This window comes from Micromonospora sp. NBC_00362, from assembly GCF_026342155.1.
In the GTDB taxonomy this organism is placed as follows: Bacteria; Actinomycetota; Actinomycetes; order Mycobacteriales; family Micromonosporaceae; genus Micromonospora; species Micromonospora hortensis.
On the sequence record NZ_JAPENH010000001.1, the window covers coordinates 6298215 to 6322957 of the forward strand.

The 24743-nt window shown below is 71.9% G+C and carries 20 protein-coding genes; 7 read left to right on the plus strand and 13 right to left on the minus strand.

Annotation, left to right across the window (positions count from 1 at the left end; translation table 11 throughout):
- Positions 1–88: 88 nt before the first annotated feature.
- A complete protein-coding gene (locus tag OG992_RS29180) occupies positions 89–1807 on the minus strand; it encodes a hypothetical protein (protein ID WP_266304837.1) in 1719 nt (572 codons plus the stop codon).
- A gap of 53 nt (positions 1808–1860) precedes the next feature.
- Positions 1861–2856, minus strand: coding sequence for a lipoyl synthase (lipA, locus tag OG992_RS29185; protein ID WP_091407425.1), 996 nt, complete (start codon positions 2854–2856; stop codon positions 1861–1863).
- A 453-nt stretch (positions 2857–3309) separates the two neighbouring features.
- Here lipA and aspS point away from each other — a divergent pair, with 453 nt between their 5' ends.
- On the plus strand, positions 3310–4596 hold the full coding sequence (gene aspS, locus OG992_RS29190; RefSeq protein WP_266304838.1) for an aspartate--tRNA(Asn) ligase: 1287 nt from the start codon (positions 3310–3312) through the stop codon (positions 4594–4596).
- Positions 4597–4635: 39 nt separating this feature from the next.
- Here the strand turns inward: aspS and lipB are convergent, their stop codons facing one another.
- The gene (gene lipB, locus OG992_RS29195) at positions 4636–5277 is read right to left on the minus strand and encodes a lipoyl(octanoyl) transferase LipB (RefSeq protein ID WP_266304839.1); all 642 of its coding nucleotides are present in this window, start codon (positions 5275–5277) and stop codon (positions 4636–4638) included.
- Positions 5278–5348: 71 nt separating this feature from the next.
- Positions 5349–7181 (minus strand): DUF2079 domain-containing protein, encoded by a 1833-nt coding sequence (locus OG992_RS29200; protein ID WP_266304840.1) that lies wholly within the window; start codon positions 7179–7181, stop codon positions 5349–5351.
- 217 nt (positions 7182–7398) lie between these two features.
- Here OG992_RS29200 and OG992_RS29205 point away from each other — a divergent pair, with 217 nt between their 5' ends.
- Positions 7399–8616 (plus strand): PHB depolymerase family esterase, encoded by a 1218-nt coding sequence (locus OG992_RS29205; protein ID WP_266304841.1) that lies wholly within the window; start codon positions 7399–7401, stop codon positions 8614–8616.
- A gap of 98 nt (positions 8617–8714) precedes the next feature.
- On the opposite strand, the gene OG992_RS29210 is transcribed toward OG992_RS29205, so the two are convergent.
- Positions 8715–9629, minus strand: a complete 915-nt coding sequence (locus tag OG992_RS29210) for an LLM class flavin-dependent oxidoreductase (RefSeq protein ID WP_266304842.1) — start codon at positions 9627–9629, stop codon at positions 8715–8717.
- Between the two features lie 174 nt (positions 9630–9803).
- Positions 9804–10709, minus strand: a complete 906-nt coding sequence (locus OG992_RS29215; protein WP_238686646.1) for a TIGR01777 family oxidoreductase — start codon at positions 10707–10709, stop codon at positions 9804–9806.
- 312 nt (positions 10710–11021) lie between these two features.
- Here OG992_RS29215 and OG992_RS29220 point away from each other — a divergent pair, with 312 nt between their 5' ends.
- Entirely contained in the window at positions 11022–11873 is an 852-nt protein-coding gene (locus OG992_RS29220) for an NAD(P)H-binding protein (protein WP_238686647.1), read from the plus strand.
- A 30-nt stretch (positions 11874–11903) separates the two neighbouring features.
- On the opposite strand, the gene OG992_RS29225 is transcribed toward OG992_RS29220, so the two are convergent.
- Complete coding sequence (locus OG992_RS29225) at positions 11904–12902, minus strand: aldo/keto reductase (protein WP_266304843.1); 999 nt, start codon at positions 12900–12902, stop codon at positions 11904–11906.
- A 56-nt stretch (positions 12903–12958) separates the two neighbouring features.
- On the opposite strand from OG992_RS29225, the gene OG992_RS29230 reads away from it, so the two are divergent.
- Positions 12959–13345, plus strand: a complete 387-nt coding sequence (locus OG992_RS29230) for a MerR family transcriptional regulator (RefSeq protein ID WP_238686649.1) — start codon at positions 12959–12961, stop codon at positions 13343–13345.
- Positions 13346–13505: 160 nt separating this feature from the next.
- Here the strand turns inward: OG992_RS29230 and OG992_RS29235 are convergent, their stop codons facing one another.
- Both OG992_RS29235 and OG992_RS29240 read right to left on the minus strand, forming a co-directional pair.
- Complete coding sequence (locus OG992_RS29235) at positions 13506–14000, minus strand: hemerythrin domain-containing protein (protein ID WP_238686650.1); 495 nt, start codon at positions 13998–14000, stop codon at positions 13506–13508.
- A 111-nt stretch (positions 14001–14111) separates the two neighbouring features.
- Positions 14112–15449, minus strand: a complete 1338-nt coding sequence (locus OG992_RS29240) for a low temperature requirement protein A (RefSeq protein WP_238686651.1) — start codon at positions 15447–15449, stop codon at positions 14112–14114.
- Positions 15450–15602: 153 nt separating this feature from the next.
- Between OG992_RS29240 and OG992_RS29245 the strand changes: the two genes are divergently transcribed.
- Positions 15603–16538 carry an SDR family NAD(P)-dependent oxidoreductase gene (locus OG992_RS29245; protein ID WP_238686652.1) on the plus strand — a complete coding sequence of 312 codons (936 nt, stop codon included), beginning with the start codon at positions 15603–15605 and terminating at the stop codon, positions 16536–16538.
- Between the two features lie 64 nt (positions 16539–16602).
- Here the strand turns inward: OG992_RS29245 and sucB are convergent, their stop codons facing one another.
- Together sucB and lpdA are read right to left on the minus strand one after the other, a co-directional pair.
- Positions 16603–18441 (minus strand): 2-oxoglutarate dehydrogenase, E2 component, dihydrolipoamide succinyltransferase, encoded by a 1839-nt coding sequence (gene sucB, locus OG992_RS29250; RefSeq protein ID WP_266304844.1) that lies wholly within the window; start codon positions 18439–18441, stop codon positions 16603–16605.
- Positions 18442–18508: 67 nt separating this feature from the next.
- Positions 18509–19900 carry a dihydrolipoyl dehydrogenase gene (lpdA, locus tag OG992_RS29255; RefSeq protein WP_238686654.1) on the minus strand — a complete coding sequence of 464 codons (1392 nt, stop codon included), beginning with the start codon at positions 19898–19900 and terminating at the stop codon, positions 18509–18511.
- Between the two features lie 178 nt (positions 19901–20078).
- Here lpdA and OG992_RS29260 point away from each other — a divergent pair, with 178 nt between their 5' ends.
- Entirely contained in the window at positions 20079–20408 is a 330-nt protein-coding gene (locus OG992_RS29260) for a hypothetical protein (protein ID WP_238686655.1), read from the plus strand.
- 48 nt (positions 20409–20456) lie between these two features.
- On the opposite strand, the gene OG992_RS29265 is transcribed toward OG992_RS29260, so the two are convergent.
- Complete coding sequence (locus tag OG992_RS29265; protein WP_266304845.1) at positions 20457–22031, minus strand: leucyl aminopeptidase; 1575 nt, start codon at positions 22029–22031, stop codon at positions 20457–20459.
- Positions 22032–22193: 162 nt separating this feature from the next.
- On the opposite strand from OG992_RS29265, the gene gcvT reads away from it, so the two are divergent.
- Positions 22194–23324, plus strand: a complete 1131-nt coding sequence (gene gcvT / locus OG992_RS29270; RefSeq protein WP_266304846.1) for a glycine cleavage system aminomethyltransferase GcvT — start codon at positions 22194–22196, stop codon at positions 23322–23324.
- Positions 23325–23413: 89 nt separating this feature from the next.
- Here gcvT and OG992_RS29275 read toward each other — a convergent pair whose 3' ends face one another.
- Positions 23414–24709, minus strand: coding sequence for a DUF2314 domain-containing protein (locus OG992_RS29275; protein WP_266304847.1), 1296 nt, complete (start codon positions 24707–24709; stop codon positions 23414–23416).
- Positions 24710–24743 lie beyond the last annotated feature (34 nt).

A 24743-nucleotide genomic window follows, 5' to 3' on the forward strand; every position in this document is an offset into this window, starting at 1 on the left:
AGCGAGCCGCGCACACGCGCGCCGAGGCCGCCGAGCCGCGCTGACGCGCGCCGAGACCGCCGAGCCGCGCACACGCGCGCCGCCGAGGTCAGCGCGGCAGGTAGATGCGCCAGCCCTCGATGGTGACCAGGTCGAGGCCGCCGGGCGTGACTCGCTGCCGCTCGTCGAGCACCTCCGCCAGGGGTGAGCCGGCCGGCGCGACCCAGGCCGGTGCCGCCGCGCTGTCCACCTCCCGCCGGTACGCGGGGTAGCGGTCGAAACCGGGGCGCAGACTGTCGTCGACGACCGCGCAGACCACCTGCTCCGCGCTGGCGAAGGTGAGCCGGTTGCAGGTCCAGTAGCCGGCGCGCACGTGCCGTACGCCGAGCTGACGCAGGGTGCTCACCAACTCGGTGTGCCGGGCCTCGGCGGCCCGGGTCGCCGGTACGGTCTCCGCTGCCCGCCAGGTGGCGTGGGCCGCAGTGCCCAGCGTGGCGGCGAGCAGCACCGCCGCGAGCGACCGGGCCAGCGTCGACCCGACGCCGCGCCGGCCGGTCGCCGCCGGACGCCGCCCGTGCCGGGCCACCGTCCACACCGGCCAGAGCAGCGCCGGCAGGGAGATGAGCAGGCAGGACAGGTAGCGGGAACTCTCCACCGGGGTGAGCCCGGCGGAACTGCTGACCGTGTACGCGCCGAGGGTGGCCACCGCGGCCAGCACGAGCGCCAGGCGTGCCGCCGCCGCCACCCGCGGCGACACCGCGTCGGGGCCGACAGCGGCAGAGCCAGCAGGGTCGGGGTCGGGGGCGCGCAGGGCACGCCAGGCGGTGGCGGCGGCGATGACCAGCAGCAGTGGCAGGGCGAGCGCCCACCACAGTTGCCAGGCGGCGCACTGGCCGGGAGCGCAGAAACCCATGCCCAGCGGCGGGCCGAGCACCAGGCCGCCGTGCAGCCGGTCCGGCCAGCCCGCGCTGGCGTTCGCACCGCTGGCCGCGAGCACGGCGTGCAGCGGGTTACGCCCGGCCAGCAGGCTGTGCAACAGCAGTGGGGCCGCCCCCAGCACGGCCGCCGCCGCGAGCAGCGCCCCGGGGGCACCCCGCAGCTCCCGGCGGCAGAACCCGACGAGGACCGCGCCGGTCGTCGCGACGTACGGCAACACGAGCGGGTCGACCCAGAGCATCAGCCCGGCCAGGAGCCCCCACGCGGCCCAGCGCGCCAGCCGCCAGCCGGGTCGCCCGGTGCCGGCCGTCGGCCCGTCGGGTCGCCCAGCGCCGGCCGATCGCCGCCCCGGTCGACCGGTGGCCAGATCCACTGCGAGCAGGGCCAGCGCGGCCCCGGCCGCGTTCATCTCGGGGTAGCCGCCGCCGGCGATCAGCTGGTTCTTGACGATCCGGTCGGAACCGAGGGCCAGCAGCGCCACCATCAGCAGCCCGAACCATCGGTCCCCGGTCAGCCGCAGCGTCAACCGCCAGGCCAGCAGCAGGAACAGCGCGTACAGGGCCAGCGTGGGCAACCGCAGCCCGAGCAGCGACGGCCCACCGGCGAGGGCGAACACCGGCGCGGCCAGGTACGCCTCCAGCGTGCCCATGTACTGCTGGCCGTAGAACCAGACCGGAAAGCCCTCACCCCGGGCGATGTGCAGCGCGGCCAACCCCATGGTGGCCTCGTCGCTGTTGGTCGGCGGGGCGGCGTGCAGCAGCAGCCAGAGCCGATGACCCACCCCGGCGAGCACTGCCAACCCGGTGAGCCAACCGACCAGGCCGGGGCGTGCGCCGGGTCGCCGGCGGGGCGAGTCCGCGCCGCGCGGCTGCTCGCGTACGCCGACGGTCATCACAGGATCATGACACCCGGGCGCCGAACGGCCGCGCGGCGCTGCCCGCGACGTCAGCTGGCGGTGGCGACCGAGGCGGCGGCGCGGGCGTCGATGGCCTGCTTGTAGAGCCGACCGGCCCGGTACGACGAGCGCACCAGCGGCCCGCTCATCACCCCGGCGAAGCCGATCTCCTCGGCCTCCTCGCGCAGCTCCACGAACTCCTCCGGCTTGACCCAGCGGGTCACCGGGTGGTGCCGGGGCGAGGGGCGCAGGTACTGGGTGATGGTGATCAGCTCGCAGCCGGCCTCGTGCAGGTCGCGCAGCGCCTGCGAGACCTCGGCCCGCTCCTCGCCCATGCCCAGGATGAGGTTGCTCTTGGTGACCAGGCCGTCGGCGCGGGCCTGGCGGATCACGTCCAGCGAGCGGTCGTAGCGGAACGCCGGCCGGATGCGCTTGAAGATGCGCGGCACGGTCTCCACGTTGTGGGCCAGCACCTCGGGACGGGAGCTGAAGACCTCGGCCAACTGCTCGGGGACGGCGTTGAAGTCCGGGATCAGCAGCTCGACGCCGCAGCCGGGCTGCAGGGCGTGGATCTGACGGACGGTCTCGGCGTACAGCCAGGCGCCGCCGTCGGGCAGGTCGTCACGGGCGACACCGGTGATGGTGGCGTACCGCAGCCCCATCGAGACCACCGACTCGGCGACGCGACGCGGCTCGTCGGCGTCGAACTCGGCCGGCTTGCCGGTGTCGATCTGGCAGAAGTCGCAGCGCCGGGTGCACTGGTCACCACCGATGAGGAAGGTGGCCTCCCGGTCTTCCCAACACTCGTAGATGTTGGGGCAGCCGGCCTCCTGGCAGACGGTGTGCAGCCCTTCGCGCGAGACGAGCCCGCGCAGCTGGGTGTACTCCGGGCCCATCTTGGCCTTGACCTTGATCCATGGCGGTTTGCGCTCGATCGGCGTCTCGGCGTTGCGCGCCTCGATCCGCAGCAGGCGCCGCCCCTCGGGGGCCGCCGTTGCGGTGCGCGCTGCCTGGCCGGTCGTCGGCGCGGAGTGCTCGATCGTCACGAAAATGAGCCTACGCCGGACGGCAGGTGTCTATGTGCGTCAGGCGACCGGCGTCACGCCCCAAACGTTGTGACGCCGGACACCGGCCGGCCGGAAAAGGGCGTCACAGACCGGGGAATCGGGTGCTACGGTCGCCGGCAACAGCGACGACGGAGCCGAGTAGCCCCCGACCCGCCAGTGCAGAGAGCCGCCGGTGCTGAGAGGCGGTCTGGCACCGGGGCGCGAAGACCCTCCCGAGCTGCGGGAAGAACGGCCGCGGGTCACCCGCGCCCAGTAGAGCCCGCCCGGCTGGCCCCGGTCATCAGGCGACGAACGAGGCCCCCGTTCCGGCGGGGGCGAAGGTGTGGTGGCACCGCGAGGTTCCCGCTCGCCCACACCTCCCTGGGGCTGATGCGACGCTTTCGCCACCCCAGGGCGGCGACGGCGTGGCGATCGACCGAGGAGCAGTCCGCCATGCAACGAACCCTGTCCCAGCAACTGCCCGCCAGAATCGGCACGACAGTGCGGATCGCCGGCTGGGTGCACCGCCGCCGACTGCTCAAGTCGGTGGCCTTCCTGATCGTGCGGGACGCCACCGGCCTGGCCCAGGTGGTCGTCACCGACCCGGCCGTCCGCGCCGAGCTGGAGAAACTCACCGAGGAGACGGTCGTCGAGGTCACCGCGACGGCCACCGCGAACGGCACGGCGCCCGCCGGGGTCGAGCTGACCGACCCGACGGTACGTCTCCTCGGGCCGCCCGCCGTGCCGCCACCGTTCGACCTGTACCGGCCGGCGCTCACCGCGAGCCTGCCCACCCAGCTCGACAACGCTCCCACCGCGCTGCGGCACCCCACCCGGTCGGCCGCGCTGCGGATCTCGGCGGCCGCGGTGGCCGGGTTCCGGACCGCACTCGACGCCCAGGACTTCGTGGAGGTCCACACGCCGAAGGTGGTCAGCTCCAGCACCGAGAGCGGGGCGAACGTGTTCTCGCTGGACTGGTTTGGCCGACCCGCGTACCTGGCCCAGTCGCCGCAGTTCTACAAGCAACTGATGGTCGGCGTCTTCGAACGTGTCTACGAGGTGGGGCCGGTCTTCCGGGCCGAACCGCACGACACCGTCCGGCACCTCGCCCAGTACACGTCGCTCGACGCGGAGTTGGGCTTCATCGCCGACCACCGGGACGTGATGCGGGTGCTGCGCGACACGGTGGCCGGGATGCTGGACGCGGTGAGCGGGCGGGCCGGCAGCGCCCTGGCGACGCTCGGCGTCACGCCGCCGCAGGTGCCGGCGGAGATCCCGGCGGTGCACTTCACCGAGGCGCTGACGATCGCCGAGGCGCCCGCCGACGAGCCGGACCTCGCGCCGGCCCACGAACGGGCGCTGGGCCAGTGGGCACTGCGCGAACACGGGTCGGACTTCCTCTTCGTCACCGGCTATCCGATGGCGAAGCGGCCCTTCTACACCCACCCGGACCCGGCGCGGCCCGCGTACTCGAACGGTTTTGACCTGCTCTTTCGGGGTCTGGAGCTGGTCACCGGCGGGCAGCGGCTGCACCGGCACGCCGACTACCTGGCGGCGTTGGCGGCCCGGGGTGAGCCGGTCGAGCCGTACGTCGGCTACCTGGACGCGTTCCGGCACGGCATGCCACCGCACGGTGGCTTCGCCATCGGCCTGGAACGGTTCGTGGCCCGGCTGGTCGGCGCGGCAAACATCCGGGAGGTCACCGCGTTCCCGCGTGACCTGCACCGACTGACGCCGTGAGCGAGGCGGCCCCCGGCGTCGCCGCCCGGGGGCCGCCGCTCAGACCTTGATGAGGGTGGAGAGCCGGCGCTCGACCACCGGCAGCACGTCGGCGACGCTGATCGGGCGGCCCAGTTCGGCGGTGAGCGAGGTGACGCCCGCGTCCCGGATGCCGCACGGCACGATCCGGTCGAAGTACGTCAGGTCGCAGTCGCAGTTGATCGAGAAGCCGTGCAGGGTGACGCCCCGGGCCACCCGGATGCCGATGGCCGCCACCTTGCGGGCCGGCCCCCGGTCGTCCTCGGGCACCCAGACGCCGCTGCGCCCCTCGACCCGGCCGGCGGTCAGCCCGAACTCGGCGCACACGTCGATGAGCAGCTCTTCGGTTCGGCGCACGTAGGCGACCACGTCCACCGGGTCGGGCAGGCGCAGGATCGGGTAACCGACGAGCTGACCCGGCCCATGCCAGGTGATCTTGCCGCCACGGTCCACGTCGACGACCGGAGTGCCGTCCATGGGCCGGTCCCACGGTTCGGTGCGCTTGCCCGCGGTGTAGACGCTCGGGTGCTCCAGCAGCAGCACCATGTCGCCGCGCTCGCCAGCCACCACCGACTCGTGCAGGCGCCGCTGCTCGTCCCAGGCGGCCTGGTAGTCGAGCAGGCCGGCGCGGACGGCCGTCAGGCCGGGGGTCGTCGTCGTCACGGCAACAAGCCTAGCCCCGCGACCGGCGATCTTCCCTGGTGAGCCGCCTCACCAGGGATCTCGTCGTGGGCCTATCGATCGGCAGGCGGGATGCGCCAGAGCCAGACGTCGTCGACCCGTTGCGGCTCGCCGAACAGGGCGGTGCCGGTACGCAGCAGCGCCTTCTCGTCGACCTCGAACTTCGCGCCGTGCACCTCGTCGGCGAGCACCACCGTCTCGATGCGCCAGTGCCGCAGGTCCGACTGGACCTCCCGGATCGTCCCGTCGGTGACGATGGGGACCAGCCCGGTGCGGCCGGCCTGGTCCATCAACGCGCTCAACGTGCGCGGCACCGGACCGATCCGGCCCCGCCCGTCCGGCCCGCCGGGGCCGAGGAAGAAGCCGCCCGGGATGGCGAACTCGCCCTGGCGGTGCGACAACGCGTACGCCTGCCAGCGCTGGCCGTCCGGGTAGATGTCCACAGTCAGCGGCACCGGGGTCAGCACCCCGTCGGGCGACACGTAGTCCCGCCACGTCCCGGAGGTGATGAAGCGCGGGATCGGCTCCCGCTCGTCGGTCAGCAGTGGGGTGGGCAGCAGCGGCACCAGGGCCACCGCGAAACCCAGCAGCCAGGCCAGTTCCGTGGAGCGGTGCCGGGGTGGTGCGGCGCGCAACTGGTCGACGACGTACGCCAGCAACAGCCCGACCACCGGCGCGACCACCAGCGCCAGCCGGGCCGGCAGCGCGGCGTTCACCACCGGCAGTTGTCCGACCAGGTCGAACGGCATGGGTAGATCGGTGCGTCGGCCGTCGACCTTGGCGACCGGCCCGAAGGAGAGCACCGTGAAGATCAGCGCGAGCGCGCCCAGGGCCCAGAGGGTGGCCCGGCGGTGCCTGTCGGCCCGCCGCCAGAGCACGACGAAACAGATCACTGTGAGCACCAGCAGCGGGATGCCGAAGAACGAGTTCTCCTCCGTCGGGTTCGGCGCCAGCGAGGTGCCCAACCCGGCCTCGCCGGCCAGCGAGCGGCGCGGGAAGGCAGCGAACGCCGCGATGTCCTCCGAGTGGATCACCGGGTCGAAGCCGGTGCCGTGGAACCGTTGTGGCCCGGCGAAGTGCAACCACAGGGGGTACGACAGCAGCACGCCGGCGACCACTGCGGTCACCCCGAGCCCGCGCAGGAAGGTGGGCAGCGCGGCGCGGGCCTCCACCCGGTTGGCCGGGTGCAGCGCCCAGATGGCGACGAACACCCCCAGCGCCAGCGCGGTGAAGAAGAGCCCTTCGGCGGCGATCGAGAAGGCCACAGCGACCAGCACGCCGAGGATCACCCCGTCCCGAAGCCAGTGCCCGGCGCGGCGTAGCGCGAACAGCCGCCAGATCAGCAGCGGCACCAGCCAACCGGCGGTCCAGTTCAGGTGCGCGTTGGCGTGCGACACCATGCCCGGGGAGTAGGCGATGAACAGGGCGCCGACCCCGGCGGCCAGCTGGCTGTGGACCAGGTGCCGGGAGAGCAGCCAGTACCAGACCAGCGCGGTGGCGAGCAGGTTCAGGGTGAGGATCACCAGGAACGTCGCCGGCGGCCCGATCAGGTACGTGAGCGGCGCGAAGACCACCGCGTACACGGTGATCGTCGTGTTGACCGCGAGGTTCACGCCGTCCGGGACGTTGATCAGGTAGGTGAAGAGCGGGTTGTCCCAGTGGGTGACCGCGTGCCCACCGAAGGCCAACAGCCATTCGAAGAGCGCCTGGTCGCTGGAGTTGACGGTGATGGTGCGGCCGTTCGGGTCCCGCCACAGCCCACTGGTCACCCAGACGGCGAGCGCGAGCGCCACCAGCACGACGATCAGGTCGGCCCGGCGGTCCCGGACGGTGCGCGGCGGCGACACGGGTGCGGGCCCGGTGGCCAGCGACGGGGAGGACGGCACGCAGCGGACGTTACCAACCGGACCTGGACGGGCCGGTCAGACCTGCAAGGACGGGACCGTTGGGGACGGATTCGACCCGCCACGTCGACGGTCTGACGTACACAGCGTCCGTCGTGAATGTGTGAGTGTGCCCCATGTCATAGCTGCGATACATCGTCGTAACGTCACGGCAACTCGACAGTGACCCAGTTCACAGTCTGCCCCTCAGGAGGCCGTCGTGCGCCGCTCCTCGTCCACCCTCACCCGGCTGCTCGGTGCGGTCGCCGGCCTCGCCCTCGCCGTCGCGGGCGCGGTCGCCGTCGCCGCACCCGCTCAGGCCGCCACCCTCACCCAGGTCACCGGGTTCGGCTCCAACCCCGGCAACCTCGCCATGTACGCCTATCGGCCGGACGGCCTGCCGGCCAACTCCCCAGCCGTCGTCCTGCTGCACGGCTGCACCCAGAACGCCTCCGGCTACTTCGCCAACTCCGGCTGGCAGAAGTACGCCGACCAGTGGAAGTTCGCCCTGATCGTCGCCCAACAACCCTCCGGCAACAACGCCAACTCCTGCTTCAACTTCTTCGAGGCGGGGGACACCACACGAGGCCAGGGTGAGGCGCTGTCGATCAAGCAGATGGTCGACCACGCCAAGACGAACTACGGGGTGAACGGCTCGCGGGTCTACGTCAGCGGGCTCTCCGCGGGCGGGGCGATGAGCGCTGTCATGCTGGCCACCTACCCGGACGTCTTCGCCGCCGGATCGATCATCGCGGGGATCCCGTACCGCTGCGCCACCAGCATGGTCAACGCGTTCAGCTGCATGAACCCGGGTGCGGACAAGACCCCGGCCGCGTGGGGCGACCTGGTCCGCGGCGCGTACTCCGGCTACACCGGCCCGCGCCCCCGGGTGGCCATCTGGCACGGCACCTCGGACTACACGGTCACCCCGCTCAACGGCACCGAGTCCCGCGACCAGTGGACCAACGTGCGCGGCGTGTCGCAGACCCCGACCAGCACCTCGTCGCTGCCCGGCAACACCAACCTCGAGGTGTACGGCAACGACGACGTGCGCCTCTACCGGATCTCCGGGATGGGCCACGGTACCCCGGTCGACCCGGGCTCGGCGGCCGAGCAGTGCGGCACCGCTGGCGCGTACTTCCTGGACACCATCTGCTCGACGTACCGTGACGCGCTCTTCTTCGGTCTGAACGGCGGCGGGACCAACCCGACCCCGACCCCGACGGCCACCCCCACGCCGACCCCGACGGCCACTCCGACCACACCGCCGACCTGTGTGACGGCCAGCAACTACGCGCACGTGGCGGCTGGTCGCGCGTACCAGTCCGGCGGCTACGCCTACGCCAACGGCTCCAACCAGCGGATGGGCCTCTACAACACCTTCTACACCAGCGCCCTCAAGCAGACCGCCCCCAACCACTGGGTGGTCGGCTGCTGAGTCCCACCCTCCTTGCCCCTGTTGATCAAGAGGTTTGCGTCATCCGGAAGCCGGAATCTGACGCAAACCTCTTGATCAACGGGGTTGTCGGCGGGGGCTCAGGTTGGGCGGGCCAGGACCGGCGCTAGCGGATCCAGCGCGTCGCTGCGGACCACGAACCGGGTCACCCCCCAGCGCCGTTCGTGTTCGGCGACCGCCGTGACGATCTCGTCCACAGTGCCGATCAGTACGAACGGGGTGGCCAGTAGTTCGGCGGCCGTCATGCCGTTGCGGCGGGCCTGTTCCGCAGCGGCAGCCTCCGCGTCGTCGGTGACCAGCACCGTCTGCACCAGCGCCTCCAGCGCCGGCGGGTCGGTTCGGCCGGCCGCGCCGGCGGCCACGCAGGCCACCTGCGCCTCGATCTGGTCGGCCCGCCAGCGCGCCTCATGCTGGTGGCCGTCGGCGAGGGTACGTCCGAACCCGGTCAGCCCGACCACGTCGGCGTGCGCGCCGGCCCAGCGCAGCAGCGTCGAGTTCGCCGTACCCATCGTCAGCGGGATCCGGTCCTGCACCGGCCGGGGTTCGCGCAGCACCGCCTCGCGCATCGTCAGCTCGGCCGAGTCGACGGTGACCGAGGCGTCGTCGAGCAGGGCGCGGACCGCCTCGGCGACGGCCACGCAACGGCGGACCCGGCCGGCCACGTCGGGGCGTTCCCGGCCCACCGCGCGCCACTCCGCCGGGGTGTGACCGGCGCCGACGCCGAGCCGGGCCCGACCGCCGGAGATCAGATCGAGGGTGGCCACGTCGGCCGCGAGCAGCATCGGTTCCCGTACGCCGAGGTTCGACACGTACGAGCCGAGCCCGATCGTCGAGGTGACCGGGGCGGCGGCGGCCAGCGCCACGAACGGTGACGTCACGTCGCCGGGGTGGTCCGCGGCGAGCAGAGCGTCGAAGCCGACGCTCTCGGCCCGGCGGGCCAGCTCGGCCCAGCTCGCCGCGTCGGTTGGGGTGGCCTGGAGGGAGAAGGTCGCCATCGGTCCAGCATCGGCCCACGCTGGCCCACCGGCGACCCGCCGACAGCCGATTCTGCCAAGGGCCGAACCACCCCCGGGCGAACCCTGTCGATCATGAAGTTGTTGTTACGACACGCCGGGGCGAACGGCAATAACTTCATGATCAACGCGAACGGGGGCGGGACCGGGACCGGGTCAGGGGGTTGGGGTTAGGGCTGTTTGGAGGGCTTGGGGGAGGGTGGGGTGCTGGTAGGGGTAGGCGGCTCTCGCCAGGACTCCGGGGAGGACTCGGGTGCTGGTGAGGGCCTCGTGGGAGAAGCCGCCGAGGACCACCTTGAGCGCCAGCGCGGGGATCGGGATGATCGCCGGCCGGTGTAGTTGCCGGGCCAGCTCGCGGGTGAACTCGGCGTTGGTGACCGGGTTCGGCCCCACCACGTTGACCGGGCCGGCGATGTCGTCGCGGTCGAGCAGGAAGCGTGTCGCGTCCAGCCAGTCAGCCATCGAGATCCACGGCAGCCACTGCCGGCCACTGCCCAGCCGGCCGGCGATGCCCAGCTTGAACGGCAGCAGTTGTGGCTTCAGTAGCCCGCCCTCGCGGTGCAGCGGCAGACCGGTACGCAGCCGGACCACGCGTACCCCGGCGTCCTCGGCCGGCCGGGTCGCGGCCTCCCACACCCGGCAGACGTCGGCCAGGAAGCCCTCGCCGGCCGGCGCGTCCTCCTCGACCGCGCGGTCGCCCGTGTTGCCGTACCAGCCGACGGCCGATGAGTTGAGCAGCACCCGGGGTCGGTCCGCGGCGGGGAGCCCGGCGATGGTGGTCGCCAGCGTGGTGGTGGTGTCCACCCGACTGGTGCGGATCAACCGCCGGTAGTCGTCGTTCCAGCGTTTGTCGCCGACACCCGCGCCGGCCAGGTTGACCACGGCGTCGGCCTCGGCGACCACGGCCGGGTCGAGCTGCCCGGCAGCAGGGTCCCACCGCCGCTCCTGCGGCCCGCCCGGCGCTCGACGGACCAACCGGGTGACCTCGTGCCCGTCGCTGACGAGCAGGTCGGCCAGCCGGGTGCCAAGGAAGCCGGACGCGCCGGCCAGAAGGATCCGCATACCCCCATCTTCGTCCAGAACGCCACCGGTGGATGCGTGGGGCTGCCAAAGGTGGGGGCGTTTCGGCGAACGAACGTGCGCGGAACCCTTGTGCGGCCTGAAAGCGCAGGTCAACGGCTGTTCCGGGTACCGAAAAAGGCTGTCGCGCGCATTCGGTGCCGGTCGCGTTTCCGCAGGTCAGAGCGAACGTGAATGCAATGTTCGCGATTGCTTGCGGCATCGATCTGGCTGACCATGAGCCATCCGAGAGCGCCCCGGAATGGCGGGGTCGGCTCACCGTGCCCACCGTCGGGCGACACCTGAGGAGGAACCATGCCGATCCTGGTGACCGGAGCGACCGGAACCGTCGGAGGCAGCCTGGTCCGGCAACTGGTGGCCGCCGGCCACGACGTACGCGCACTGACCCGCGATCCCACCTCGCCGGCGGCCACCGCGCTGCCCGGCCAGGTGGAGGTGATGGCCGGCGACTTCGCCAGGCCCCACACGCTGGTCCCGGCGCTGCGCGGCGTGCCGCGGATGCATCTGGTCGCGATGGACGGGTACGGGCCGCTGAGCACCGGTGCGGAGATTCTGGAGCTGGCCCGTCAGGCCGGCGTCCGCCGGGTCACCCACCTCGGCCACAACGATCCGAGCCGGGCCGACGACGACCCGCTCGAGGCGCCCCACCGGCCGCTGCACCGGGCCGTCGAGAACTCGGGCCTGGAATGGACGCACGTCTTCCCGGGCGAGTTCATGGCGAACACCCGCGAGTGGGCGGCCGGCATCCGCGCCGAGGGGGTGGTGCGGGCGCCGTTCGGGGACTGGAACAGCGCGCTGGTCCACGAGGCGGACATCGCCGCGGTCATCGTGGCCGCGCTGACCGAGGACGGCCACGCCGGCCGGGTGTACCAACCTACGGGGCCCGAGCCGGTCCGTCGCCGGGACGCGGTCCGGATGATCGGCGAGGCGATCGGCCGTCCGGTGCGCTTCGACGAACTGACCCCGGAGCAGGCCCGCGAGCACTGGAAGGACCACTATCCCGTTGAGGTGATCGAGTGGTTCCTGGAGATGGGGCGCTATCTCGACGGCAACGCCTGGGTCGCCCCGGACGTCGAGCAGGTGACCGGACGCCCCGGGCGCACGTTCCGGCAGTGGGCCGCCGAGCACGCTGACGACTTCCGGTGACAACGCCCGGGGCGTGGACCGGCCCGGCGGTCAGGCCGCGTGGGCCGGGCGCAGGTCGGCGAGCAGTCGCTCCACCTCGGCGTACGACTCGGGGCTCAGCGGGCCGAGCGTCAGGGTGGCCAGGTTCTCGTCGGCCTGGGCCACCGTGCGCAGGCCGGGAATCGGCACGGTACGGGGGCTGCGCGCCAGCAGCCAGCCGAGCGCGCCCTGTGCGAGGGTGCGCCCGTCGGCGGTGAGCGCAGCGCGGACCTGATCGACCCGGCTCGCCCAGCGCGGCGTCGGCCGGCCGTCGGTGAACCACTCCAGCCACTCCGGTGCCCGTCCGCGCACGTCGTCCGCCCCGACCGCCCGGGTCGACCCGGTGAGCAGCCCCATCGCCAACGGACCACGGTTGAGGCTGGCCAGGTCGTGCTTGTCGCAGACCGCCAGCACCGCCGCGTTGTCGCGCAGCACCGACTCGTCGTGCTGGATCGCTGCGCAGTGCGCGCCGGCGACCGCGAACGCCTCCGCCGAGGCCGGGTCGTCGGTGCTCCAGCCGTACGCCCGGATCTTGCCCTGGTCGACCAGGGCCTCCAGGGTGTCGACCAGATCGAGCGCGGCGGGCACCGGCAGTGCGTTGATGTGCAGTTGGTAGAGGTCGACGTAGTCGGTGCCGAGGCGGCGGAGCGAGTCTTCCAGGCTGCGCACCGCGAAGGCCGGGCTGGCGTCGGTGCCAAGCGCCCGCCGCGTGTTCTCCTCGCTGACGTTGCCGAACTTGGTGGCGATCACCACGCTGTCCCGTCGCCCGGCCACTGCTCGACCGAGGATCCGCTCGCTGTGCCCGGCGCCGTAGTTGCTGGCGGTGTCGAACAGCGTCACCCCGAGATCGAGCGCCCGGTGGATGGTGCGAATCGACTCGTCGTCGTCCACCTCACCCCAACCGAACGGCTGCCCGTCGTCACCCCAGAGGGGGCCGCCGATGGCCCAGCACCCCATTCCGATCGCGCTCACAGTGATGCCGCTGCGTCCCAGCGTCCGTGTCGTCGTCATGGTCACCAGCCTCCAACCTGGAGCGCGCTCCAGGTCAAGCACTAGCATCTCGCGACATGAGCGGTTACGCCCCCTCGGAGGCCGCCCGCCGCAGCGGCTTCAGCCTGGACACCCTGCGGTACTACGAGAAGATTGGCCTGCTCGCGGACGTGGAGCGTACGGCGGGCGGGCAGCGGGTCTTCACCGACGACGACCTCGGCTGGCTGGTGCTGTTCCGCTGCCTGCGCGACACCGGGATGCCGATCGCGCAGATGCGCCGCTACGCGCAACTGGCCCGCGACGGTGAGCACACCACCGACGAGCGGCACGAGTTGCTGTGCCACCACGCGGCGCGGGTCGAGGAGCAGATGCGCCTGCTCCAGCGCCAGTACGACCACCTGCGGGAGAAGATCCGCTTCTACGAGCGACTGCCCGGCACGGCACCGGGGTCGGAGCCCGGCTAGGGCCTGTTTCATGAGACTGGCCGGCCTGCGGCGGGCCCGAACGACGACCGGCGGCGTTGCGGTTTCGTCCGGATACCACACCGGTATCCGAACGAAACCGCGCCTTGCCGGATCGCCGCCCGGACTCCGCCTCGGCTCGACCGCCCTGTTGAAATAGGCCCTAGGAGGGACCGGGCGCGGTCAGGCCGAGTAGTTCCTCGGTGGTACCGGTTCGACCGGTGAGCGCGTTCAGGGCGGTGACCAGCCGCTTCTCCTCGTAGCGGAAGTGCGACTCCAGCAGGGCGGCCAGCCCGCCCAGTTCGGCGCGCACCTGGTCGACCGGCACCGCCGCGTCGCCGCCCAGCAGTGCCTCGACCCGTTCCAGGATTCCCGCCACCACCTCGTGATCGGTGATCAGGTTGTCGATGACCGGGCGCAGCTCGGGGGCTTCCTCGGCCAGCAACCGGAACGCGCCCGCGTCCTCACCGCTGTGGTGTCGGCCCAGCGCGGCGCAGAAGGTCAGGCAGTGTGCCCGCAGGTCCCGGGACGGGCTGTCGAGGCTTGCCTGGAGCCGGGCCAGTTCCGCGCTGAGCCAGAGGTGAATCTCGATCATCTGATTGCCGACGGCGGCGAGCCGGCCGGCCGGTGAACCGGTTGGGTGCACGTTTCGTCCCATGCTGTCCCCGCGCCTCCATGCCCACGGCGGCCTTCGGGCCGGGTGCACTGCGACGCTGCGCCGAAGTCTAGGGCCGGCCGGTCATGCCGACAAACCCGGGAAACGCCGCGGTCACGGCGTGGTCGGTTCGTCGGTCTCCCGGACGTCGTGCCAGCGCGCCCGCCAGGCGGCCTCATGGGCCTCGTGGCTGGTCCGCTCCTGGAAGACGGCGGCCCGCAGGGCGTGCCGGGACTGCGCCATCACCATCACCTCGACGGCCACCAGCGCCACGCAGATCACTGTCGCGAGGGTGAGCGCGCCCAGCGCTGGCAGGTGCTGGCCGACCGGAAGGGCCGCCGTGAGCACCACTATGACGCCGACGCGGGTCCACGTGACGGTGTGCAGGGTGCGTAGCTGGAAGAGCAGGTTGACGGCGAAATAACAGATCAACCCGCCGAAGAGCATCGGCACCGCCGGCCCCTCGACCTTCTCGGCGATCCCGCCGGCCGGGTCGGTGATCTTGTGCAGGACCTCCTCGTTGCCAATCGAGAAGAGGATCACCCCGGCGATCATCGGCAGGTAGAGATACGCGTACGCGTCGCGGGCCATCGCCACCCGGGGAGCGCCCTCCGCCGCGTGCAGGGCGATCCGGGCGGCCGGCCCGATGAAGTCGAAGTGCGCCCACCAGAGGGCTGCGGTGACCACGATGCCGAGCGCGGCGGCGGCCACCGCCGGCCAGGTGACCGGCTTGCCGAGCAGGTTGCCGCCGACGCCCGTCGAGATGATCGACTCGCCCAGCGCGATGATCAGGATGAGGTCGTAGCGCTCGGTCCAGTGCTCGGCGCTGGTCACCCCCCAGCCCCAGGTCCCGACGATGAAGCCGGTGGCGTACTGCACCACCACCACGGTGATCCACAGCCCGTCGCGGACCAGGGCGGCGCGGTCGGGGTCGCTGATCTGCGGCGGGATGAGCGCGGCGGCCAGCAGCAGCACGATGCTCACCGCCAGCTCCGGCGCGAACCGCCGCAGCTGCCGCCGCTCCTGCGGGCTGTCCCGCACCACATGCTGATAGAGGATCATGTGTACGGCCCGGACCACGACGTAGCTGATGGCCACCAGCATCGGGCCGGCGGCGCTCCCCTTCGGGTCGTTGAACGCCTGCGGCAGCGCCAGCGCGAACGCGAACAGGGCGACCATCGCGATCACCATGAGCACCGGGACGTAGCCCTCGCCGAGCCGGACCCGGGTGGCGACCAGGCTGTGCACCACCCAGATCCACCAGAGCACGGCGAGCACCAGGCCGGCGTGCACCAGTTGCCGACCGGAGATGTTCGCGGCGGTGGCCCGGGTGATGATGAAGAACGAGAAGACGAAGACCAGGTCGAAGAAGACCTCGAACTTGTCCACCCGGGCGCCCGGGGCGATCGGGACGGCCGGTCCCAACTGTCCACCCCGCCGGTAGCCGCCCACGATCCCACTCTGGCAGCGTCCGGGCTGCTCGGAGGCCCGAACGGCGATGGCGGCGGGGCCCCGCGTTACCTCCGGCCCGGGTCGGGGAAACAGCGGGGCCACGGCCTCTCGCAGCGGGCCGGTCGGTCCGCTCACCCCGGACAAGGATGGACAATGACGACCAACAACCCGATCACCACTTCGTTCGCCCATCACTCCACGGCCATGGACGTGATCCGGGGCGTGGACCTCGTCGGGCGGCGGGCGATCGTCACCGGCGGGTCCTCCGGGATCGGCGTGGAGACCGCCCGCGCCCTGGCCAGCGCCGGCGCGGAGGTGACCCTGGCCGTTCGCAACCCCGACGCGGGTCAGCAGGCCGCCAACGACATCACCGCCACCACCGGCAACGACCGCGTCCTGGTGGCCCCGCTCGACCTCGCCGACCAGGGTTCGGTCGCCGACTTCGTGGCCAACTGGGACGGCCCGCTGCACATCCTGGTCAACAACGCCGGCATCATGGCCGCACCTCTGTCCCGCACCCCGCAGGGTTGGGAGATGCAGTTCGCCACCAACCACCTGGGGCACTTCGCGCTCGCCACCGGGCTGCGCCCGGCACTCGCCGCCGGCGACGGGGCCAGGATCGTCTCGGTCAGCTCCGCCGCCCACCTGCGCTCACCGGTGGTCTTCGAGGACATCCAGTACGACAAGCGGGAGTACGAGCCGTGGCAGGCGTACGGGCAGTCCAAGACGGCCAACGTGCTGTTCGCCGTGGAGGCCACCCGGCGCTGGGCCGACGACGGCATCCTCACCAACTCGCTGATGCCCGGCGCGATCCGGACCAACCTCCAGCGCTACGTGAGCGAGGAGGAGTTGGACCGGCTGCGCGCCGGCAACGCGGCGTCCTGGAAGACGGTCGAGCAGGGTGCCGCCACCTCAGTGCTGGTCGCCGCCTCGCCGCTGCTCGACGGCGTGGGCGGGCGCTACTTCGAGGACTGTCAGCAGGCCGCCCCCGCCCAGCCCGGTGGGCGGACGGGTGTCGCCGACTACGCGCTGGACCCGGATGCCGCCGAGCGGCTCTGGAAGGTCTCGACCGCGCTGCTCAAGAGCTGAGGACCGCAGACGAGAGGGCGCCCCGGTCGACGACCGGGGCGCCCTCTCGGCGTTAGCGGGCAGATCAGGCCAGGCCCAGCTCCGAATCGAAGTTGCCGGCCTCCAGCCGCTCCTTGACCGCGGTCAGGAAGCGGGCCGCGTCGGCGCCGTCGATCAGCCGGTGGTCGTAGGACATGGCCAGGTAGACCATCGACCGGACCGCGATGACCTCGCCCAGCTCCGGGTCGTTGACAACGACCGGACGCTTCACCACGGCACCCGTGCCGAGCATCGCCGACTGCGGCGACGGCACGATCGGAGTGTCGAACAGCGCGCCCCGGCTGCCCGTGTTGGTCAGCGTGAAGGTCGCCCCGGCCATCTCGTCCGGGGTGATCTTGTTGGCCCGGGTGCGCTCGGCCAGGTCGGCGATCCGCTTGGCGATGCCGCCCATGTTGAGGTCACCGGCGTTGTGGATGACCGGCACGAGCAGCCCACGCTCGGTGTCCACGGCGATGCCGAGGTGCTCGGCGGCCGGGTAGGTGATCGTGCCGCCGTCCAGGTCCATGCTGGCCTGGATGATCGGGTGGGTCTGCAGCGCCTCGATGGCGGCGAGGGCGAAGAACGGCAGGAAGGACAACTTCACGCCGTGCTTGGCCTGGAACGAGTCCTTCGCCTGAACCCGCAGCTTGGCGACCTTGGTGACGTCGACCTCGACGACGGTGGTCAGCTGCGCCGTCTCGTGCAGCGACTGCTGCATCCGCTTGGCGATCGTCGCCCGGATCCGCGGCAGCTTCTCCGTGGTGCCCCGCTTGGAACTCGGCTGGGGCTTCGCGGCCGGCTTGGCCGGGGGCGCGGCGGCGGCGGGAGCGGCAGCCGGAGCCGGAGCGGCCTTGGCGGCCTTCGCCTTCTCGGCGGCCTCCAGCACGTCCTGCTTGCGGATCCGACCACCCACGCCGGTGCCGTTGAGCGCGGACAGGTCGACGCCGTGCTCACTGGCCAGCTTGCGCACCAGCGGGGTCACGTAACCGGCGGCCTCCTCGCCGGCACCCGGCGCCGGGGCGGACGGGCGGGCCGGCGCCGAAGTCGACGCGGCCGGCTGCGCGGCCTGCTCGGTCTTCGCCGGCTGCGCCGAGCTCTCGGTCTCCGCGGCGGGCTCGCTGTACGAGGCGCCCTGCGTCGGCTCCTCGACCTTCGGCTCCGGCTTCGGCTCGGCCTTCGGCGCCGGCTTGGCCTCCGCCTTCGGCTCGGGCTTCGGCTCGGGCTGTGCCGGGGCGGGGGCACCGCCGGCAGCGCCGATGATCGCCAGGTCGGCGCCGACCGCTGCGGTCTCGTCCTCGGCGACCTTGATCTCCAGCACCGTGCCGGCGACCGGCGACGGGATCTCGGTGTCCACCTTGTCGGTGGAGACCTCCAGCAGCGGCTCGTCGACCTCGATGGTCTCGCCGACCTGCTTCAGCCAGCGGGTGACAGTACCCTCGGTGACGCTCTCGCCCAGGGCGGGCATCTTCACCGCGGTGCCCTCGCCCGACGAGGCGGCGGCCGGAGCCGGCGCCTCTGCCGGGGCCTCGTCCTGGGCCACCTCGTCGGCGGTGCCCTCGGCGGCGGCCGTCGGCTCGGCGGCCGGCTCGACCGACTCGGCCGGGGCCTGCTCCTGCGGGGCGGCCTCGCCACCGCCGGTCGACTCGCCCTCACCGGCGATGACGGCCAGCTCGCTGCCGACCTCGGCGGTCTCGTCCTCGCCGACCACGATCCGGCTCAGCACGCCGGCAGCGGGTGACGGGATCTCGGTGTCGACCTTGTCGGTGGAGACCTCGAGCAGGGGCTCGTCGACCTCTACCGTGTCGCCCTCCTGCTTGAGCCAGCGAGTGACGGTGCCCTCGGTGACGCTCTCGCCGAGCCGGGGCATGGTGACCGATACCGGCATTTTCTGAGACTCCTTCATTCCCCTGGTGGGATCTTCGCCCGTCGCCGGACGCCGCGGTTGTGGATGATCAGGCGTGCGCGTGCAGCGGCTTGCCGGCGAGGGCCAGGTGCGCCTCGCCCAGGGCCTCGTTCTGGGTGGGGTGGGCGTGCACGAGCTGGGCGACCTCCGCCGGGTAGGCCTCCCAGTTGTAGATGAGCTGCGCCTCACCGATCAGCTCACCCACCCGGGCGCCGATCATGTGTACGCCGACCACCGGGCCGTCCTCGACCCGGACCAGCTTCACGAAGCCGGTGGTCTTGAGGATCTGGCTCTTACCGTTGCCACCCAGGTTGTAGTTGTACGTCTTGACCTTGTCGGCGCCGTACTGCTCCTTGGCCTTGGCCTCGGTGAGACCCACCGACGCCAGCTCCGGGTCGCAGTAGGTGACGCGCGGGATGCCGACCTCGTCGATCACGGCGGGGGTCTGCCCGGCGATCTCCTCGGCCACGAAGATGCCCTGCTGGAAGCCCCGGTGCGCGAGCTGGAGGCCGGGCACGATGTCGCCGACCGCGTAGACGTTCGGCACGCTGGTGCGCAGCCGCTCGTCGGTCAGCACGTAGCCGCGGTCCATCTTGACGCCCTGCTCCTCGTACCCGAGGTTGGCGGTGTTCGGGCCGCGACCCACGGCGACCAGCAGCAGCTCGGCCTCGACGGTCTCGCCGCCGGAGATGGTCAGCTTGACGCCGCTCTCGGTCTTCTCGACCTTCTCGAACGGCTTGCCGACCTTGAAGTTGATCTTCCGCTTGCGGAACGCCCGCTCCAGCGCCTTGGACGACTCCTCGTCCTCGGCGGCGACCAGTCGGGGCAGCGCCTCGACGATCGTCACGTCGACGCCGAAGGACTTCCACACGCTGGCGAACTCGACGCCGATCACGCCGCCACCGAGCACGATCACCGACGACGGCACCCGGTCCATCGTGAGAGCGTGGTCGCTGGTGATGATCCGCTCGCCGTCGACATCCAGGCCGGGCAGGCTCTTCGCGTACGAGCCGGAGGCCAGGACGATGTTGCGGCCGGTGTAGCGCTTGCCGTCCACCTCGACCACGTTCTTGCCGACCAGCTTGCCGGCGCCCTCGACGATCGTGATGCCCTTGTTGCCCTTCAACATGCCCTGCAGGCCCTTGTACAGGCGGGCGATCACGCCGTCCTTGTACGAGTTGACCCCGGCCATGTCGATGCCGATCAGCTCGGCCTTCACACCGAACTGCTCCGACTCGCGGGCCTGGTCGGCGATCTCGGCGGCGTGCAGCAGGGCCTTCGTCGGGATGCAGCCGTTGTGCAGGCAGGTGCCGCCGAGTTTGCCCTTCTCGACCAGCGCGACCTTCAGGCCCAGCTGGACGGCGCGCAGCGCGGTCGCGTAGCCGCCGCTGCCACCTCCGAGAATGACAATGTCGAAGGTCGCTTCGTTCGGCTCGCTCACGTCCAACTCCCAGGTCGCGTCGCTGCATCGGGGGTCACAGAGGTGTAACAGGGACACACCCCACCTCGGTCATCTTGTCACCACTGGGCACAGGGTGCGTACCGAGGTGCCCAACGACACGTCATCGACACGTACCCTTGGCACCGTCGTCGATGACGCAACGTGGGGGAGAGATCCGGTGGGCTTGTTCCGGCGCCGCAAACAGGCGGCTGTGCCGAGCCATGACCGCGCCGCCAGTCGCGGCGATCTGGACCATTTGGAGAACTTCATCCGGAGTCGGCGCGGCGTCGAGGCGTACATCGAGCCCCGTACGACGGTGACGGAGACCACCGTCATCCTGATCGCCGACGACGGGGAGTGGACCCGTCGGCGCATCGACGGCCCGGACGGCGCCCGGCGCTTCGCGTACCGGATGGGCATCCCGGTGTACGACGTCCGGCTGATGGGCTACCCACAGCGGATGCGCGACTTCAACGAGCGCCGCAAACGTCGCCCCGAGCGACACTGAGCAACGCGAAAGGGGCCCCCTGAGCAGGGGGCCCCTTTCGCATGTCCGTCAGCCGTTGGCGGCGACATCCTCGACGAGCTGCACCAGCGTGCGGACCGGAACGCCGGTGCCGCCCTTGGTCCAGTAGCCGGTCGGCTCGCCCGAGTGGTAGCCCGGACCGGCGATGTCGATGTGCGCCCAGGCCACGTCGTCGGTCACGAACTCGCGCAGGAACACGCCGCCCTGCAGCATGTGACCGGCGCGGTCCATCCCGGCGTTGACCTGCGAGATGTCCGCCACATCCGACTCCATGCCCTTACGGACGTCGTCGGGCAGCGGCATCGGCCAGGCCGGCTCGCCGACGGCGTCGCCGACCACCTTCACCCGGTCGCACAGCTGCGGGGTGCCCATCACGCCGGCCATCCGCTTGCCCAGCGCGATGACCTGGCCACCGGTCAGCGTCGAGGTCTCGAACAGGTAGTCGGTGCCGTCCGCGCAGGCGCGGGCGATGGCGTCGCCCAGGATCATCCGGCCCTCGGCGTCGGTGTTGAGCACCTCGACCCGCTTGCCGTTGAACATGGTGATCACGTCGCCCGGCCGGTAGCTGGTGCCCGACGGCATGTTCTCCGCCATCGGCAGGTACGCGCTGACCGCCACCGTCGGCTTCAGCGCGGCGATCGCCAGCATGGCCGCGCCCACCGCGGCAGCGCCCGCCATGTCGGACTTCATCTCCCACATGCCCTGCGCCGGCTTGATCGAGATGCCGCCGGTGTCGAAGGTGATGCCCTTGCCGACCAGCGCTACCCGCTTGCCGTTGCCGCCGTCCTGCGGGGTGTAGGTCAGCTTCACCAGCCGCGGCGGAGCCTCCGAGCCCTGCCCGACCGCGACAATGCCGCCGTACCCGCCAGCGGCCAGCGCCGCCTCGTCCAGCACCTCGACGCCGAGGCCCGCCTCGCGCGCCGCGCTGGCTACCGCGTCGGCGAACGACGGCGGACGCAGCTCGTTCGGCGCCGTGTTCACCCAGTCCCGGCTGAGCCGGACCGCGCCCGCCACCGCCTGCGCCCGGGCAACCTCCGCCTGGGCTCCCGCGTCGCCGGCGTCCGGCACCGCGATGAGCACCTCGGCCACCGGCTCGCGCCGGGTCGGCTGGGGCCGGGTCTTGTAACCGGCGAACCGGTACCCGCCGAGCAGCGCGCCCTCGGCGACCGCGCGCAGCTCGGCCGACGCGTCCGCGTCGTCCGGCAGCGGCAGCGCCAACGCGACCCGGGGTGCGCCGGCCAGGGCCCGGATCGCCGCACCGGCGGCCCGGCGCAGCGTCTCCGGGGCCGGGGCGGCGCCCGACGGCTCCGGGCCGAGCCCGACCGCGGTGACCAGCGGGGCGGTTACGGTGCCCAGCGTGGCCAGCTTGATGACCTCACCCGGCCCGCCGGTCGCGCCGAGCAGCGCGAGGGTCTCGGTCAGCTTGCCGTCGAACGCGGCCGCGATGCTCTCCGCGCCGCTGGCGAGCAGCAGGGTGCCGGCGAGGCCGCTGGTGGCGCCCTGCTCTCCGGTCTGGCTGTGCACGCCGATCACGATCGCGTCGACGGCGAGCTCGGCCGGGTCGGTGTCGACCAGGCTCAGGTTGGTGGTGCGGGGTGAAGTCACTGAAGCTACTCCGGGCGGGCCGGGCCGGTCGCGGCGTCGCGTACCAGCGGTGAAGGTCTCCGGCGGAACCTACCCGCCGGACGTCATGGCTGTCCCGCCGACAGCGCCAGCGGGCTCCCGCCGATGCTAACCAGCGACGTTGCCCCCGGTAAGTTGCCACCCATGACCGACGTGACCTCCGACGCCGCCGCGACCCGGCTGCGCCGTTCCCCGCTGCACGAGCGGCACACCGCCGCCGGAGCCAAGTTCGCCCCCTTCGGGGGCTGGGAGATGCCCCTGGAGTACGCCGGCGGCGGAGTGCTCAAGGAGCACACCGCCGTGCGTACGGCGGTCGGGGTCTTCGACGTGTCACACCTGGGCAAGGCCCGGGTGAGCGGCCCCGGCGCGGCCGACTTCGTGAACTCCTGCCTCAGCAACGACCTGGGCCGGATCGGCCCGGGCCGGGCGCAGTACACGCTCTGCTGCGACGACGCCAGCGGTGGCGTGGTGGACGACATCATCGCCTACCTGTACGCCGACGACCACGTCTTCCTCATCCCGAACGCGGCGAACACCGCCGAGGTGGTGCGCCGGTTGCGCGCCGCCGCTCCCGAGCAGGTGACAGTCACCGACGAGCACGAGGCGTACGCGGTGCTGGCCGTGCAGGGCCCCCGCTCGGCCGAGTTGCTGGCCGCCCTGGACCTGCCCACCGAACACGGCTACATGAGCTTCTCCGCAGCCAGCCTGGCCGGGGTGGAGCTGACCGTCTGCCGTACCGGCTACACGGGTGAGCTGGGCTACGAGCTGGTGGTGCCGGCGGAGCACGCGGTCGCCGTCTGGGATGCGCTCTTCGCCGCCGGCGCGGCGTTCGAGCTGCGCGCCTGCGGGCTGGCCGCCCGGGACACGCTGCGCACCGAGATGGGGTACCCGCTGCACGGGCAGGACCTCTCCCTGGACATCAGCCCGGTGCAGGCCCGCTCCGGCTGGGCCGTCGGCTGGGACAAGCCGGCCTTCTGGGGCCGCGACACGCTGCTCGCCGAGAAGGCCGCCGGCCCCCGGCGTACGCTGCGCGGCCTGGTGGCAGTCGACCGGGCCATCCCCCGCCCCGGCATGACGCTGCACGTGGGTGACACCCAGGTGGGTGTGGTGACCAGCGGCACCTTCTCCCCAACCCGCAAACAGGGCATAGCGCTGGCCCTGCTGAACACCAACGCCAACCTCACCGACGGCGACGAGGTAGAGATCGACATCCGAGGCCGCCGAGCCCCCCTGAAGCTGACGAAGCCCCCCTTCGTAACCCCCTCAGTGAAGTAACCCCACCGCCTTGCCCCGGTGATCAAGAGGTTTGCGTCAAGTTCGGACGGGATTCTGACGCAAACCTCTTGATCAACTAGGCCAGGGGGTTAGCGGGAGGGGGTTGGGGGTTCGCCTGAGTCCAGGACCGCTTGGGTCCAGCCGCCCTCTATGACGCCTGTCGCGTCCAGGACGGCCCAGTCGACAACGTCGGACGCCTCCACTACCACTGGGGCGCCGATGCGCACGCTCTCGTCGGTGTTGGCGTCGCTGGCGCTCACGCCGACGATGCGTTCCGGGGTCTCCCACGAGGTGACGCCCGCCCAGACGTACTCCGGCCCGTCGTCTCCGGGCAGGCCGTACTTCACCACCAGTTGCGACTCGGCGGGGAGCTGGCCGGCGACGAACCGGGCCCGCGCGTCATCCAGCGCGGCCCGGGCGGTGGCGACCGCACGGCTCATCGCGTCACCGGAGCGGGCGTAGCGCACGTCCGGCTGGATCCCGGAGAACAGTGTCGCGCAGGCGACGGCGTAGTAGCGCCCGTCCGGGCCGGGGTGCCCGGCAGGCGGACGCAGGCTGAGGAACGAGTCGGCCTCCGGGTCGGTCGCCGGGTCCAGTTCGAGGCGGAGCAGCACCGGAGCGGTGGCGCCGTGCTGCTCCGGGTTGCCGTACGCCACCGCGATGTCGTGCCCGGTGACAGTGGCCAGCACCGGGAGCTGCACGAACGCCGGCACCTCCTCGCCGGTGAGCCCGTCGGTCCAGTCCCGCAGCAGTCGGCGGGCCGCCCCGGTCATCACCGCACCCCAGGCGCGGGTGAGGTGGTCGGGCACCCCCTGGGTCTGCAACTCCAGCAGACCGAAGCGGCGCAGCCCCTTGGTGGTGAACCACAGGCCCTCGTTGTCCGAGGAGTACGGCACCAGCACCCAGTCGACAAGTCGGATGCGGCCCTGCTCGTCGGGGAGGGAGCGCAGCGCGGTCGCCGGGTCGAGGAACTGGAGGCCGAAGACGTCCACCACGTCGCTGTCGACGGATTCCGCCACGGCGGCCGCGACCGCCCGGGCGGCCCACTCGTGCGCGGGTGGCCAACCGGGCCGGTACTCGGCCTGTACGACCACCAGGTGCGTCGCCGCCGCCAGCCGGTCCAGCTGCTCCTTGGTGGCACCGAACGCGGTGAGCAGGTCCGGTGGCAGCTCGGGGAACTCGGCGATAGGCCGGGTGTCGACGCTCATCAGCGGGCTGTCGAGCATCTGCCGGGCCAGCCCGTGCACCGGCTCGGCCAGCCGGCCGGTCAGGGCCGCCACCGCTGTCTTCGCACTGACCTTCGGTAGCCCCGCCATCGGCACCAGGTAGGTCGCGCTGAGCGACTCCGGCACCGGTACGGGCAGGAAGTCGTCCGTGATGAGCATTGTGGGATCCCCCGGTGGCCGCGCCGGTGTTGTC